Origin of the sequence: Enterobacter cloacae complex sp. IR5450 (genome assembly GCF_049238665.1) — a bacterium.
GTDB lineage: Bacteria > Pseudomonadota > Gammaproteobacteria > Enterobacterales > Enterobacteriaceae > Enterobacter > Enterobacter hormaechei_C.
This window is the reverse complement of record NZ_JBMKIC010000001.1, coordinates 257747-272039: the sequence shown is the minus strand read 5'-3', so window position 1 is coordinate 272039 and position 14293 is coordinate 257747. Positions and strand designations below refer to the sequence as shown.

Here is a 14293-nt window from a genome sequence, read left to right as displayed (position 1 = left end):
CCTGATGTATCTTATTTCTTCAGCCCCGCAAACGCTGCCCGAATTTCTTCTTCCGGCAGCTGTATTCCAATAAACACCATCACGCTGTGCGGCGTTTCATCGCCCCACGGGCGATCCCAGTCGGCGCTGTACAGGCGCTGCACCCCCTGGAACAGCAGGCGGTTCGGCTCGCCGTCGATCCACAGCATCCCTTTATAGCGCAGCAGCTTGTCGGCAAACGACAGCAGCAGGTTTTCCATCACGCGGGAGACCTCGCTGATGTCTACCGGGTAGTCCAGCTCCACCACAATCGACGCCACGTCGTTTTGCTTGTCGGACATAAAGTGAAAGCGCGGTTTCGCGGTAACGTTCTCTTCCAGCATAAAGCCGTTGGTGTTGAACAGCTGAGCGAGATCGATATCGCCGTGCGTCACCGTATAAATGGGCGCACGCGAGTTGATGCGCGTCAGGCGCTCGCGCAGTTTTTCGCTTTCACCTGCCACGTCGGTTTTGGTCAGCAGGATGCGGTCGGCGTAGCCCACCTGAGACTGGGCGATGGTGAACTGGTTCATCTGCTCGTCGGCGTGTACCGCATCCACCAGAGCGATAACACCGTCCAGCAGGTAGCGCTGGCAGAGGATCTCGTGGGAGAAAAAGGTCTGAATAATCGGGCCGGGGTCGGCCATGCCGGTGCACTCGATCACCAGACGGTCGAAGACGATGTCACCGCGATCGCGGCTGTCGAGCAGGTCCAGCAGGGCGTCTTCTAATTCGTTAGAGCGGGTGCAGCAGATGCAGCCGTTGGTCAGGGTTTTGATCTGGGTGGCGCGGTCGCCAATCAGCTGATCGTCAACGGAGACTTCGCCAAATTCGTTTTCGATGACGGCGATTTTGAAGCCGTGCTGCTCGTTCAGAATGTGGCGCAGCAGGGTGGTTTTACCGGCGCCGAGAAAACCGGTCAGCAGGGTAACGGCAATCGGGGTCATGGTTTCTCCTTTAGCAGCAGCGGACGCCGCCTTCTCCACTTCCGCCGTAGCGCGCTTCCTGACGCTCGCGGAAGAATTCAGTGTAGGTCATGTACGGCTTATCCGGATGGTTGGTCTTCATATGCTCAACGTAGTTGTCATAGTCCGGAATGCCAATCAGCATTTTCGCCGCCTGACCGAGGTATTTTTTTGCTTCGCCTAAGTTACCAAACATTGAGGGTTCCAGATAGAAGAAGCCCGGAGGCGCGCAGCGATCCGGGCCTACAGTAACATGCTTAATTAATGGTGTGATGAGGTCTTCACGCCGCCTTCCGGCACCGGCACGTACGGGGTTTCTTTGTCCGTACGGCCCTCAACGTTACGCACTTTCATCCAGGTTTTGATGCCATAGAAGATAATGCTGTACACCACCACCAGGAACAGAATGCTCAGACCCGCGTTGGTGTAGTTGTTCACCACGATATGGTTCATGTTGGCAATCTGCTGCGCGGTCAGATCCGCGCCGCCTGCGGCAATCTTCTCTTTGTACTGGTTAGCCATGAAGAAGAAGCCTTCCAGCTGCGGGTTGGTGCTGAACAGTTTCAGACCCAGCGCCCAGGTAGTGCAGAGCAGCAGCCACAGCGCAGGCACCACGGTGACCCAGATGTATTTGGTGCGTTTCATCTTCACCAGGACAACGGTACCCAGCACCAGGGCCACAGCCGCCAGCATCTGGTTAGAGATGCCGAACAGTGGCCACAGGCTCTTAACGCCGCCCAGCGGGTCAACAACGCCCTGATACAGCAGATAACCCCACAGGCCTACGCAGCCCGCGGTACCCAGAACACCGGCGACCAGAGAGTCGGTTTTCTTCAGGAATGGCACGAAGTTACCCAGCAGATCCTGCAACATGAAGCGGCCTGCACGCGTACCGGCATCCAGCGCGGTGAGGATGAACAGCGCTTCGAACAGAATACCGAAGTGGTACCAGAAGCCCATGTCCGCCCACGGCAGCACTTTGTGGAACACGTGTGCGATACCTACCGCCAGCGTCGGTGCACCACCTGCGCGGTTCAGCACGGACGGTTCGCCAATGTCTTTCGCGGTCTGCATGATCTGCTCAGGCGAAATTACGAAGCCCCAGGAGCTGACGGTCGCCGCCGCGTGTGCGCTGGCGTCTTTCAGCTGCGCCAGGATCAGCGCGGTATTTTCGCCGCCCATCTCATGCAGGTTTGGCATGGTGATGCCGAGACCCGCTGGTGGGGTGTTCATCGCAAAGTACAGACCTGGCTCGATAATCGACGCTGCAACCAGCGCCATGATCGCCACGAAGGACTCCATCAGCATCGCGCCGTAACCGATGAAGCGCGCGTCGGTTTCGTTGGCCATCAGCTTCGGCGTGGTGCCCGAGGCGATCAGCGCGTGGAAGCCAGACACGGCACCGCAGGCGATGGTGATAAACAGGAACGGGAACAGAGCGCCTTTCCACAGCGGACCGGTACCGTCAATGTACTGTGTCACCGCTGGCATTTTCAGCTCAGGATTGATGATCACAATCCCGATTGCCAGCCCGACGATCACGCCGATTTTCAGGAAGGTCGCCAGGTAGTCGCGCGGAGCCAGAATCAGCCACACCGGCAACAGCGCTGAGATGAACGCGTAACCGATCAGCGCGAAGGTGATGGTGGTGTCTTTAAAGGTCAGCGCCGGGCCCCAGTACGGGTCGTGCGCAATCACGCCGCCGAAGTAGATGGAGGCGACCAGCAGCACGATACCGATGACCGACACCTCGCCAACGCGGCCAGGGCGCAGGAAGCGCATGTAGATGCCCATGAACAGCGCAATCGGTACGGTAGAGCAGACGGTGAAGACGCCCCACGGACTTTCGGCCAGCGCTTTCACCACGATCAGCGCCAGCACCGCGAGGATGATGATCATGATCAGGAAGCAGCCAAAGAGGGCGATGGTGCCCGGCACGCGGCCCATCTCTTCTTTGATCATCTCACCCAGCGACGAACCGTTACGGCGCGAGGAGATAAACAGCACCATAAAGTCCTGCACCGCTCCCGCCAGCACCACGCCCGCCAGCAGCCAGAGCGTACCCGGCAGGTAGCCCATCTGCGCGGCCAGTACCGGGCCGACCAGCGGACCCGCGCCTGCAATGGCGGCGAAGTGGTGACCAAACAGCACGTAACGGTTGGTTGGCACGTAGTTCAGGCCGTCATTGTTAATGACCGCCGGGGTGGCACGCGTCGGGTCGAGCTTCATGACCTTCTGCGCGATGTATAAGCTGTAGTAGCGATAAGCCACAAGGTAGACGGAAACCGACGCGACCACGATCCACAGGGCGCTGACGTGTTCGCCCCGGCGTAATGCGACAACCGCCAGACAGAAAGCACCGAGGATCCCGAGTAAGGCCCAGGGCACGTGCTTCAGTAGTTTTTTAGTATCCATAGTAAGACCTGGTTTTTTATGTAAAGAAAAAAGGGTCAGGGTTTGTTGTGAGGAGGTATTGATTAATGCTGGAGCGATCGTGCCAGATCCTCGCGCGTATAAAGCACGGTAAATAGGTGAGTGGTTGAAAGCGATGCGTGAGCGGTCAAAAGCGAGGGTGAGTGGTTAAGGCTCACCCACGGTGGAAGAAAATATGTGATTGAGATCACTGAGAATAATCTACCTCTGCGGGGTTTCGTCGTTCGCTTCAGGGCAGTGCACGCAGCGGCAGGTCTGATACGCAGGCAGCAGCTGATAGCGCCCTTTGCCGTCGTGTTCAATAATCGGGGAAAGCGCCTGCAAATCGCGGTACACCGTGCGTTCGGTAATGCCAAATTTTTGCATCAGATCGCGGCGATTAACGCTTCCGTTGCGGTGCAGGGCAATAATGATGTCAACCAGACGTTCAGCCGAGCGGCTTCGGGGTGAAGGGGCCATAAGACTTTCCAGCGTTAAGGGGGCGCCTGACGACGTCGCCAGCCGCCCCGGAAAATTTATCTTATGGATAGTTAACGGCGCACCTTTGCGGAAACCTTAGCGTTTTTTTGTGCAACGGGATCAAACCGCGGCTTCCATCTCCATCATCACCGGGTGGAAACGGCGTTTGAAGTAGATCAGGCCGTGCCCCTCGCTGCTGAGGATGATGTTCTTAATCTCCACAAGGTAGACCAGATGGGTACCGATGGTTTGCACCTGGGTTATCTCGCCTTCCAGGCTTGCCAGAGCGCCTTTCAGCACCGGCTGCGCCAGCGGTCCTTTCTGCCAGCAGGAGAGAGCAAAGCGCTCCTCCATTGCCATGCCGGTCATCCCGGCAAAGTGGCGGGCCATGATCTCCTGCTCGTGGTTCAGCACGTTGACACACAGTTTGCCGTTGCCCTGGAAGACCGGGTTCATGGCGCTGTTGGCGTTGATGCAGACCATGACCGAAGGCGGGGTGTCCGTGACCGAACAGACGGCGGTGGCGGTAATGCCGCAGCGACCCGCATCGCCCTCGGTGGTGACCACATTCACCGCCGCCGACAGGCTGGCCATCGCGTCGCGAAAACGCAGGCGTTCTTCAGATTGCATTGAAACCTCCCGCTGCGTTATTTCAGCAGCTTATCCAGCATGTTGATATCAGTGTTGTTGTGCAGGTGCGGTACGGTCCAGCCGTGCTGGTCGTACTCGGACATGCAGCGGTCAACCATCGCCATCATCTTGTCCATGTTGCCGGAGCTTTGCGCCTGACGCAGGCATTGCAGGCGGATCTCATCCTGGCTACCGGAGTAGTTGATTTCGTACAGCTCGTGACGTCCGCCAAACTCGCTGCCGATGGCATCCCACATCAGTTTCAGAATCTTGATGCGTTCGACATGATCCATCCCGTTGGAGCCGCGCACGTACTTCGCCAGATACTGGTCGATCTGCGGGTTGTTCAGGTCCCGCGCGCTGGACGGCAGGTAGATCAGCCCGGAGGTCACGTTACGTTCGATGATGTTCTTGATCTTCGCATAGGCCATTGGCGCCATCACGCGGTAGGTCTGTAACGCCGCGTGGTCAGGCAGATACGCGCCGTTTACCCACGGCGTGGCTTCGGAGCACATGGAGTCGCTCAGCGCCCAGAACATGTTGCGCCACGCCACCACTTCGCCGAGATCCGCCTGCACGCCGCGGAACTCGAGGGTGCCGGTACACTCCAGCGACTTCTTCAGCAGAGCGGTGATGAAGTCGAGCTTCACTGCCAGACGCACGCAGGCCTGAAGCGGGTACATGCGGGCGAAGCCACCTTCCATCGTCCAGCGACGGCAGCGGTCGAAATCGCGGTAGATCAGCACGTTTTCCCACGGGATCAGCACATGATCCATCACCAGAATGGCGTCGTTCTCGTCACAACGGCTGGAGAGCGGGTAGTCGTACGGGGAACCGGTCGCCCCTGCCACCATCTCGTAAGAGGCGCGGGAGATCAGCTTCACCCCTTCGGCATCCATCGGCGCGACGAACATCAGCGCGAAGTCCGGGTTTTCGCCCATCACCTGCGCAGAGCCGAAGCCGATCATGTTGTAATGGGTCAGGGCGGAGTTGGTGGCCACCACTTTCGCGCCGCTGACGATGATCCCGGCGTCGGTCTCTTTCTCCAGCTTGATGTAAACGTCTTTCACCTCGTCTGCCGGTTTATGGCGGTCGATCGGCGGGTTGACGATGGCGTGGTTAAAGTACAGGCCGGTTTCCTGAATACGTGTGTACCAGTTGCGGGCGTTCTGCTCGAACTGACCGTAGAAGGCAGGGTTCGCCCCCAGCGCGCAGCCGAACGCGGCTTTGTAGTCAGGCGTACGCCCCATCCAGCCGTAGCTCAGGCGCGACCACTCGGCGATGGCGTCACGCTGCTGGCGCAGATCGTCGGCGCTTTTTGCAACGCGGAAGAACTTATGGGTGTAACCGCCGCTGCCGGTGTCCGTGCCCCAGCAGAGGGTATCCTGCATGTCTGGCTTGTGCAGGGCATCGTACATCTGGGCGATGGACGCCGCCGCATTGCGAAATGCCGGGTGGGTAGTGACGTCCTTAACGCGCTCGCCGTAGATATAAATCTCACGGCCATCTTGCAGGCTTTTTAAATACTCTTCACCGGTTAACGGACGTTTGGCATCAGCGCGGAAATCTTCAGGCTTCATAGGGACCTCGTATCGGAAGATGGTTGTTAAATTTATGTTTTGTTTTTGTTGTTTAATTGAAGCGTGAGAGGGGCGGAACGTGAAGGGACGATTGGGACAACGGCAGGTACTTTTCGCGAGAGATCACAGAGTGTGATTTCCCTCACCCTCTCCCTCTGGAAGAGGGGACGGTTACTCCCTCTGGAAGAGGGGACGGTTACTCCCTCTGGGAGAGGGCAGGGGTGAGGGGAACAGGCGACACCGGTACTTTCTGCGCCCGGTACGCGCTGGGTGAGCACCCCGTCAGTCGGTTAAAAAAAAACGGGCGAAATAGGCCGGATCTTTAAAACCCAGCTGCCAGGCAATTTCGCTCACTGTGCTGTCGGAAAACAGCAGCAGGCGTCTGGCTTCCCGCAGCTGGCGGTCGAAGATCAGCCGTTTCGGCGAGCGGTTGGCGAAGCGGCGACAGATATCGGTCAGGCGGGATTCGGTGAGATGCAGTTCGCTGGCGTATTCCGGCACCGTCCAGTGCTCGTGGTAATGAGCATCTGTCAGCTGGTTAAAGCGCTGAAACAGCTTCAGCTCACCGCGCATGCCGCCTGACGCGTGGTCGTCGAGCTTCGCGTTGCGCAGCAGCAGGGTAAAAACGGCCTGCGCCAGCAGGACCAGCGTATGCTCGCGACCGGGCAGCTGTTCCGTGGATTCCCGGGCAATCAGCTGCCAGTAGTGCTTCAGCGCCGCCAGCTCATCAGGCTTGTCGGCAAGCGACAGGCAGATCCCCGGCAGGCCGAACGCTTCCCGCGTACCGGGGTAGAGTACTTCTAACAGCGGCCAGATGAGATCCTCGCGCACCGTCAGCACGTGGCCGTCGCTGTCGGATTCGGTGATAAACGCATGCGGTACCGACGGCGGCGTCAGCACAAACAGCGGCGCCTGCACCGAGTAACGGTGGTCGTCGAGCTGGAGCTCAATCTGCCCGGTGTCGAGAAAATGCATCTGAAAATACTGGTCGTGGCGGTGCGCCTGCATGTCGCGGCCAAAAAAGGCCGCCATGCGGGCGAACGACTGGTAGTGCACATCGTCGGTGCCCAGACTTTCGTCGTACTCCTTGCTGATATCGATGTTGGTGATGGGGCTCTGACACATAGCGGCTCCTCAGTGGATCTTTTGCGCCGCGATGTCCGGCTCACGCTCAAGGCTTTCCCGGCGCGTCATCGGAATGCGCGTCAGCACCAGCGCGCCCACCACCAGCAGACCTGCCACGAACCACAGTCCCGAGCTGAAGCTGCCGGTCGCGTCGCGCAAAATACCTATCAGCAATGGGCTGACGGCAGACCCGACGTTGCCGATGGCGTTGATCACCGCCAGCGCCACCGCGCGGGATTGCAGGCTAATAACCTGATCCGGCGTGGTCCAGAATATCGCCATGGCGGTAAACGATCCGGTTGAGGCCATGATGATGCCAAGCAGCTGGATCAGATTGTGATCGGTCGCCGAGGCCAGCATCCATCCCGCCGCTGCAAAAAGATACGGCAGGATAGTGTGCTTTTTTCGCTCTTTCAGCCTGTCGGAGCGGCGGCTCCACCAGATCATCCCGAGGATGGTGCAAAACTGCGGGATCGCCGCCAGCAGGCCAATCACGATATTGCTGCTGCCGGTGTTGAAGCTTTGCAGGATCTGCGGCGTCCAGATGTTGATCGCGCTCAGCGTATTCGTCAGGCAGAAGTAGGCCAGCGTGTAGAGCAGCACGGCGGGCGTCAGCACCTCGCGCAGCGTCGATCGCGGCGTGGCGGCATGCGCAATGGCCAGCTCCTGCTCGCGGGCGATCATCGTTTTGAGTGCCTGCTTTTCGTCATCATCCAGCCAGGTGGCCTGATCCGGGGTGTCGTTAAGGTAGAACCAGGTCACCACGCCGAGCACCACCGACGGCAGCCCCTCCAGCAGGAACAGCCACTGCCAGCCCTTAAGGTTCCACAGTCCGTCCATCGCCAGAATGTACCCGGAGAGGATCGAACCGAGCATCATGGTCACCGGCATGGCGATCATAAACAACGCGTTGGCGCGGGCGCGGTGATACGCCGGGAACCACCAGGTGAGATAGACCAGAATGCCCGGCAGGAAACCGGCTTCGGCAATGCCCACCAGCATGCGCAGGACGTAGAGCGTTTCGGGGCTGGTGGCGAACATGGTGCAGGTAGAGGCGATGCCCCACACCACCATGATCCCGGCGATCCAGCGGCGGGCGCCGATCTTCGCCAGCATGATGTTGCTGGGGATCCCGCACAGCACGTAGGTCACATAAAACAGGGTCGCGGCCAGGCCAAACATGGTCGACGTGAGGCCCAGATCTTTGCCCATCGTCAGCCCGGCAAAGCCGATGTTGATGCGATCGAGAAACGAGAAGACAAACAGGATAAAAAGAAACACGATCAAACGACGGAACAGCTTATTAATAACGCGATGTTCAACAGCTTTATTATGCAGGGTTGAGGTCGTCATGTTGCGCTCCACATCGTACGTTTAGTAGACGGATTTATTGTTATCAACTGCTGTGGTGACGTCGGTAAAGCGGGCCGCCAGCGCTTCGGCGCTGCGGGCGAGCAGGGTGGTATCCACGCCGACCGCGACAAACAGCGCGCCGAGTTCAAGATAACGTTTTGCCAGTTGCTCGTTCGCCATCAGGATGCCGGGCGCTTTGCCCGCGCTGAGGATTTGGGCGATCGCCTGCTCTATGGCGGCCTGCACCTCCGGGTGCTGCGGATTACCGGCGAAGCCCATGTCGGCGCTCAGATCCGCAGGGCCGATAAACACGCCGTCCACCCCTTCCACGTCCAGGATCTGCGGCAGGTTTTTCAGCGCCTCGCGAGTTTCGATTTGCACCAGCACGCACATGGCGTCGTTAGCCTGATGCAGATACTCCGGGATGCGGTTCCAGCGCGACGCCCGCGCCAGCGCGCTGCCGACGCCGCGAATGCCGGCAGGCGGGTAGCGGGTGGCGCTGACAGCCAGACGGGCTTCGTCGGCGTTTTGCACCATCGGCACCAGCAGGGTTTGCGCCCCCACGTCCAGCAGCTGCTTGATCTGCACCGGATCGTTCCACGACGGGCGCACCACCGGCTGGCTGGGATAAGGGGCGATGGCCTGGAGCTGAGTCAGGATGGTTTGCACGCTGTTCGGCGCGTGCTCTCCGTCGATCAGCAGCCAGTCAAAACCGGCCCCGGCCAGTAGCTCAGCGCTGTAGCTGCTGGTCAGCCCCAGCCATAACCCGATTTGCGGACGGCCCGCCTTCAGCGCCGCTTTGAATGCGTTTTGCATGGTCATCTCCTTACACAAAGCGGCAGCTGATGGAGCCCATGTTGCCGTAGTCGACGTGGAAGGTGTCGCCTCTGCTGGCGGCAACCGGGCGGGTAAACGAGCCGCCGAGGATGATTTGCCCTGGCTCAAGCTGCACGTCGTATGGCGCGAGTTTGTTCGCCAGCCACGCCACGCCGTTCGCCGGGTGGTTAAGCACGCCTGCGGCGACCCCGGTCTCTTCGATCACGCCGTTGCGGTAAAGCAGGGCGGAGATCCAGCGCAGATCCAGCTCGTCGGGTTTAATCGGGCGGCCGCCGAGGATCACGCCCGCGTTGGCGGCGTTATCGGAGATGGTGTCGAACACCTTGCGCGGGCGCTGGGTTTCCGGGTCAACGTTATGGCAGCGGGCGTCGATCAGCTCCAGGGCGGGGATGACGTAATCCGTGGCGTTGTAGACGTCGAAGATCGTGCAGTTCGGGCCGCGCAGCGGTTTTGCCAGCACGAAGGCCAGCTCCACTTCGATGCGCGGGACGATAAAGCGATCCACGGGGATGTCGCTGCCGTCGTGGAAGAACATATCGTCCAGCAGCGCACCGTAGTCCGGCTCGCTGATCTGCGAGCTGGCCTGCATCGCTTTGGAGGTAAGGCCGATCTTGTGGCCTTTCAACACGCGGCCTTCGGCAATTTTCAGGCTCACCCATTCGCGCTGGACGGCGTAGGCGTCTTCAATGGTGATCTCCGGGTACTCCAGCGAGATCGCGCGGATCTGCTCCCGGGATTGTTCCGCCTGATGCAGACGGTGGGCGATCAGGGTATGGGTGTGTTTGTCGAGCATGGCGATATCCTGTTTTTATTTGTTTTCTCCCTCTCCCTGTGGGAGAGGGGACAGACCGTGCGGTGTTATTTAAACAACGCGTGCACGTTGTTTTGCTTGTAATTAAGCGTCGGGTGCAGCTCGTCCAGCTCGAACGAGAGCGCCAGATATCGGCCCGCCATTAGCTCTGCGAAGTGCGTTTTGATCAGCGCAAACAGCATTTCACCGACCTCTTCCCGGCTTTCCAGGCTGCGCCCCGCGCCGATCTTCAGCGTCATATGCACAAAGGCGTAATCGTGCTTACCGTCGGCCATCTGCCAGGTATCCAGCCAGTGGGCGCGGCTGCGGATACCGCCGAGCGGGAAGATCCCCGTGGCGGCGAGCGCCTCGTTCACTTTGGCGAACAGACCCGGCAGGTCGGCCTGCTCGCGGATGTTGTTGGTACATTCAGCAATAAAGTGCGGCATAACGACTCCTTAGGCGGGCAGCGGGAAAACGGCGTTGACCTGGCCGGTGCCGGAGCTGGCGAACAGCTCGGTGAGAAACTCCACCTTACCGTCGTATTTGTCCCAGCCGAGCATCCCCAGCAGCATCACCGTGTCGTGCATGTTGCCCTCGCCGTAGCAGTAGTCGGCGTACTCCGGCAGCATGCTGCAAAACTCCTTGAACTGCCCCTCGCGCCACAGCTTCACCACGCGCTCGTCCATCTGGCGATCAAACTCGCGGGTGTAGCTGTTCATCCCTTCCTCCGCGCGCTGGTCGTCGATAAAGCGGTGCGACAGCGAGCCGCTGGCGAGCACCGCCACGGTGCCGTCGTATTTTTCGATGGCGCTGATGATGGCCTCGCCCAGCCTGCGGCTGTCGGCGAAGTCGTGAACCGTGCAGAACGCCGAGATGGAGACCACTTTGAAGTGCTTATCCGCGTTCATGTAGCGCATCGGCACCAGCGTGCCGTACTCCAGCTTGAGGCTCGGGATGTTGTGCGCCTTGGCGCGAACGCCAAGCTTCACCGCTTCGTCGGCAATCAGCTGGCCGAGTTCCGGGTTGCCGTCGTAGTCGTAGGTCATGTCGCGAATAAAATGCGGCAGCTCGTTGCTGGTGTAGACGCCTGAGAAATGGTCCGCGCAGTTGATGTGATACGCGCTGTTCACCAGCCAGTGGGTGTCGAAGACGATAATGGTATCCACGCCCAGCTCGCGGCAGCGCTTGCTGATCTCTTTATGTCCGTCGATGGCCGACTGGCGGCAGCCGTGGTTTTTGCCCGGCAGTTCAGAGAGATACATTGACGGCACGTGGGTGATTTTTGCCGCTAACGCTAATTTTCCCATGATCAGATCCCCCACTTTGGAATCGGATGGTCGCCCATGGAGATGCACACGTTCTTCATCTCCGCGAATACCTCGAAGCTGTACTCGCCGCCTTCGCGCCCGGTGCCGGAGGCCTTCACGCCGCCAAACGGCTGGCGCAGGTCGCGCACGTTCTGGGTGTTGACGAACACCATGCCCGCTTCGATGTTGCGCGCCAGACGCAGCACTTTGCTGACGTCCTGGGTCCAGATGTACGACGCCAGGCCATACTCCACGTCGTTCGCCAGGCGCAGCCCTTCCGCTTCGTCCTTAAACGGCAGCAGGCAGGCCACCGGCCCGAAGATCTCTTCCTGCGCCACGCGCATGCGGTTATCGACATCCGCCAGCACGGTCGGGCGCAGGAAGTTGCCGCCTTTCAGGTGCGCAGGCAGATCGGTCGGTTTGTCCGGGCCGCCCGCCAGCAGGGTTGCCCCCTCTTCAATGCCGAGGCGGATATAGCCGGAGACTTTTTCCCAGTGCTGCTGGCTGATGAGCGCGCCAATCTGGGTGTTCGGATCGGTCGGGTCGCCCACGCGCAGGCGGTTGGCGCGCTCGGCAAAGCGTTTGACGAACTCCGGGTAGATGCTCTGCTGGATGAAGATGCGCGAGCCGGCGGTGCAGCGTTCGCCGTTGATGGAGAAAATGGTGAACAGGGCGGCATCCAGCGCGCGCTCGATGTCCGCGTCTTCAAAAATCAGCACCGGAGATTTGCCGCCCAGTTCCATAGAATACTTCTTCAGCCCGGCGTTTTTCATGATGTTACGCCCGGTGGCGGTGCCGCCGGTGAAGGAGACGGCGCGCACGTCATGATGACGCACCAGCGCGTCGCCCGCCGTGGCGCCATAGCCCTGCACCACGTTGAGCACGCCCGCCGGAATGCCCGCTTCGAGGGCCAGCTCGCCCAGACGGTCGGCGGTCAGCGGGGTGAGTTCAGACATCTTCAGCACCGCGGTGTTACCCAGCGCGAGACAGGGCGCGACCTTCCAGGTGGCGGTCATAAACGGCACGTTCCACGGCGACACCAGCGCGCAGACACCCACCGGCTGCACCAGGGTGTAGTTGAGCATCTTGTCGTCGACCGGGTAGGTTTTGCCGTTCATCTGCTGGCACACCTCGGCGAAGAACCCGAAGTTGTGCGAGGCGCGCGGAATGAGCACGTTTTTGGTCTGGTGAATCGGCAGGCCGGTGTCGGCGGTCTCCATCGCGGCAATGTCCGGCACGTTCTGGTCAATCAGATCCCCCAGGCGACGCATCAGGCGCGCACGCTCCTTCATCGGCAGGTTGGCCCATTTCGGGAACGCCTCTTTGGCGGCGGCAACGGCCTGATGGATTTCGGCTTCGCCCCCGGAGGCTACTTCAGCCAGCACCTCGCCGGAGGCCGGGTTAGTGGTTTGGAAGTACTCACTTCCGGCGACGTTTTTCCCGTTGATCCAGTGGTTAATCTTTTTCATTTTGCAGTCTCCTCACTGACAATTCGGTTTACCAGACGGCCTACGCCCTCCACTTCCACCACCACTTCATCGCCCGGTACCACGTCGGACAGCCCCTTCGGCGTGCCGGTGGCAATCATGTCGCCCGGTTGCAGGGTCATGAAATTGCTCAGATACGCAATCAGGAATGGGATGCTGAAAATGAGATCGGCGGTGGTGCCTTCCTGACGCAGTTCACCCTTAACGTAGGTGCGAAGACGAAGGTTGTGCGGGTCAGGGATGGCTTCTTTTGGCACCACGTTCGGGCTGATGGGGGTCAGCCCGTCGCGGCTTTTCACCCGCAGGTTTGGGCGATAGTAGTTTTCGAGATAATCGCGGATGGCGTAGTCGTTGCACACCGTGTAGCCCGCAACATAGTCCATCGCCTCGGCTTCGCTGACCTTACGCGCGGTTTTACCTATGACCACCACCAGCTCGGCTTCGTAATGCATGTATTCAATGTTGTTTGGGCGCACCGAGGTCTGGTTATCGCCATTAAAGGTGTTCGGCGCTTTGATAAACACCAGCGGCTCGGTAGGCGGTTTGAAGTCCAGCTCGCTGGCGTGATCGGCGTAGTTCAGCCCGAGTGCGAACAGCGTGGCGTGCGGCGGCGTGCGCGAAGCAATGGTAACGTCGCGTTCCATCACCACCGGGTTTTCCAACGGCGGAAATCCCTCTGCCAGAATGCGTACCCGATCGCCCGGGCGAATTTCGACACGGCTTTGTGGGGTACCGAGCAATATCGCATCGCCGGGGTTCAGGGTGGCAAATTCGCTCAGCGCGCTCAGCAGTTCGGCGGCGTTGCGGTGCAGATCGGCCGTGTTCCAGTGGTCCGCTTCGCGACCGTTGATCTCGGTGATGATGGTCAGGTTGTCCACGTTATCAACGGCGACAGGTTCGCCGAGCGGGCAAAATCCATCCCGACATTTGGCCTTGATCGCCGGACGGTAGAAGCTCTCTTCCGGCAGGCTGATTTCGTTGGCCAGCGCGTAGCCAGCGATGTACGCCGCCGCCTCTTCAACGCGGACTTTGCTGGCGGTTTTGCCCACCATCAGCGCCACCGTTGCGCCGCTTAACACGGTTTCTCCCTGTGGGAAGGGAATCGGCTCGCCTGCGCGAATAACGGTGTTATGTGGCTTGATAAACCACACCGCCGTTTTTGGCGGCGCGTTATAGGGGGCTTTTTCAAACGCCTCAGCCCAGGCTGCACGCTGGCTTTGGTGGTTTAGCGCTACGGCAAAAACAGTACCTTTCATTCCCATACTCCTCAAACCGGCTGTCCGGTTTTGATTTCATTAATATGTTA

The 14293-nt window shown here is 59.7% G+C and carries 13 protein-coding genes and 1 pseudogene; all 14 read right to left on the bottom strand.

Going from position 1 to position 14293, the window contains the following annotated elements; translation table 11 throughout:
- Positions 1–11: 11 nt before the first annotated feature.
- The 14 genes and pseudogenes from yjiA to hpaG all read right to left on the bottom strand — a co-directional run bounded on the left by yjiA (position 12) and on the right by hpaG (position 14243).
- Positions 12–965, bottom strand: a complete 954-nt coding sequence (yjiA, locus tag ACOTYB_RS01255) for a GTPase (protein ID WP_022650345.1) — start codon at positions 963–965, stop codon at positions 12–14.
- A 10-nt stretch (positions 966–975) separates the two neighbouring features.
- Positions 976–1179, bottom strand: coding sequence for a YbdD/YjiX family protein (locus ACOTYB_RS01250; RefSeq protein WP_003856610.1), 204 nt, complete (start codon positions 1177–1179; stop codon positions 976–978).
- A 65-nt stretch (positions 1180–1244) separates the two neighbouring features.
- Entirely contained in the window at positions 1245–3398 is a 2154-nt protein-coding gene (locus ACOTYB_RS01245) for a carbon starvation CstA family protein (protein ID WP_023315335.1), read from the bottom strand.
- A gap of 219 nt (positions 3399–3617) precedes the next feature.
- Positions 3618–3875: an HTH domain-containing protein gene (locus tag ACOTYB_RS01240; protein WP_023315336.1), complete on the bottom strand. Its 258-nt coding sequence runs from the start codon at positions 3873–3875 to the stop codon at positions 3618–3620.
- Positions 3876–3995: 120 nt separating this feature from the next.
- The gene (locus tag ACOTYB_RS01235) at positions 3996–4505 is read right to left on the bottom strand and encodes a 4-hydroxyphenylacetate 3-monooxygenase reductase subunit (protein WP_003856606.1); all 510 of its coding nucleotides are present in this window, start codon (positions 4503–4505) and stop codon (positions 3996–3998) included.
- Positions 4506–4522: 17 nt separating this feature from the next.
- Positions 4523–6085, bottom strand: coding sequence for a 4-hydroxyphenylacetate 3-monooxygenase, oxygenase component (hpaB, locus tag ACOTYB_RS01230; RefSeq protein WP_220153543.1), 1563 nt, complete (start codon positions 6083–6085; stop codon positions 4523–4525).
- 196 nt (positions 6086–6281) lie between these two features.
- Positions 6282–7210 (bottom strand): annotated as a pseudogene (gene hpaA / locus ACOTYB_RS01225) (4-hydroxyphenylacetate catabolism regulatory protein HpaA).
- Positions 7211–7219: 9 nt separating this feature from the next.
- The gene (hpaX, locus tag ACOTYB_RS01220) at positions 7220–8563 is read right to left on the bottom strand and encodes a 4-hydroxyphenylacetate permease (protein ID WP_023324113.1); all 1344 of its coding nucleotides are present in this window, start codon (positions 8561–8563) and stop codon (positions 7220–7222) included.
- 21 nt (positions 8564–8584) lie between these two features.
- The gene (gene hpaI, locus ACOTYB_RS01215; RefSeq protein WP_022650349.1) at positions 8585–9379 is read right to left on the bottom strand and encodes a 4-hydroxy-2-oxoheptanedioate aldolase; all 795 of its coding nucleotides are present in this window, start codon (positions 9377–9379) and stop codon (positions 8585–8587) included.
- A gap of 10 nt (positions 9380–9389) precedes the next feature.
- Complete coding sequence (hpaH, locus tag ACOTYB_RS01210; protein WP_015572593.1) at positions 9390–10193, bottom strand: 2-oxo-hept-4-ene-1,7-dioate hydratase; 804 nt, start codon at positions 10191–10193, stop codon at positions 9390–9392.
- A gap of 65 nt (positions 10194–10258) precedes the next feature.
- A complete protein-coding gene (locus ACOTYB_RS01205) occupies positions 10259–10639 on the bottom strand; it encodes a 5-carboxymethyl-2-hydroxymuconate Delta-isomerase (protein ID WP_003856599.1) in 381 nt (126 codons plus the stop codon).
- A gap of 9 nt (positions 10640–10648) precedes the next feature.
- Positions 10649–11500 carry a 3,4-dihydroxyphenylacetate 2,3-dioxygenase gene (hpaD, locus tag ACOTYB_RS01200; protein ID WP_032661486.1) on the bottom strand — a complete coding sequence of 284 codons (852 nt, stop codon included), beginning with the start codon at positions 11498–11500 and terminating at the stop codon, positions 10649–10651.
- A 2-nt stretch (positions 11501–11502) separates the two neighbouring features.
- Entirely contained in the window at positions 11503–12969 is a 1467-nt protein-coding gene (gene hpaE, locus ACOTYB_RS01195; protein WP_220316722.1) for a 5-carboxymethyl-2-hydroxymuconate semialdehyde dehydrogenase, read from the bottom strand.
- The gene (gene hpaG / locus ACOTYB_RS01190; RefSeq protein WP_409248714.1) at positions 12966–14243 is read right to left on the bottom strand and encodes a 4-hydroxyphenylacetate degradation bifunctional isomerase/decarboxylase; all 1278 of its coding nucleotides are present in this window, start codon (positions 14241–14243) and stop codon (positions 12966–12968) included. Before hpaG ends, hpaE begins: the two co-directional genes overlap by 4 nt.
- Positions 14244–14293 lie beyond the last annotated feature (50 nt).

Coding starts and splice junctions, on each gene's coding strand:
- hpaI (WP_022650349.1), bottom strand. CDS start 9,379: ATGCAAAACGCATTCAAAGCGGCGCTGAAGGCGGGCCGTCCGCAAATC.
- ACOTYB_RS01235 (WP_003856606.1), bottom strand. CDS start 4,505: ATGCAATCTGAAGAACGCCTGCGTTTTCGCGACGCGATGGCCAGCCTG.
- ACOTYB_RS01205 (WP_003856599.1), bottom strand. CDS start 10,639: ATGCCGCACTTTATTGCTGAATGTACCAACAACATCCGCGAGCAGGCC.
- ACOTYB_RS01250 (WP_003856610.1), bottom strand. CDS start 1,179: ATGTTTGGTAACTTAGGCGAAGCAAAAAAATACCTCGGTCAGGCGGCG.
- hpaX (WP_023324113.1), bottom strand. CDS start 8,563: ATGACGACCTCAACCCTGCATAATAAAGCTGTTGAACATCGCGTTATT.
- hpaD (WP_032661486.1), bottom strand. CDS start 11,500: ATGGGAAAATTAGCGTTAGCGGCAAAAATCACCCACGTGCCGTCAATG.
- hpaB (WP_220153543.1), bottom strand. CDS start 6,085: ATGAAGCCTGAAGATTTCCGCGCTGATGCCAAACGTCCGTTAACCGGT.
- yjiA (WP_022650345.1), bottom strand. CDS start 965: ATGACCCCGATTGCCGTTACCCTGCTGACCGGTTTTCTCGGCGCCGGT.
- hpaE (WP_220316722.1), bottom strand. CDS start 12,969: ATGAAAAAGATTAACCACTGGATCAACGGGAAAAACGTCGCCGGAAGT.
- hpaG (WP_409248714.1), bottom strand. CDS start 14,243: ATGAAAGGTACTGTTTTTGCCGTAGCGCTAAACCACCAAAGCCAGCGT.
- ACOTYB_RS01240 (WP_023315336.1), bottom strand. CDS start 3,875: ATGGCCCCTTCACCCCGAAGCCGCTCGGCTGAACGTCTGGTTGACATC.
- hpaH (WP_015572593.1), bottom strand. CDS start 10,193: ATGCTCGACAAACACACCCATACCCTGATCGCCCACCGTCTGCATCAG.
- ACOTYB_RS01245 (WP_023315335.1), bottom strand. CDS start 3,398: ATGGATACTAAAAAACTACTGAAGCACGTGCCCTGGGCCTTACTCGGG.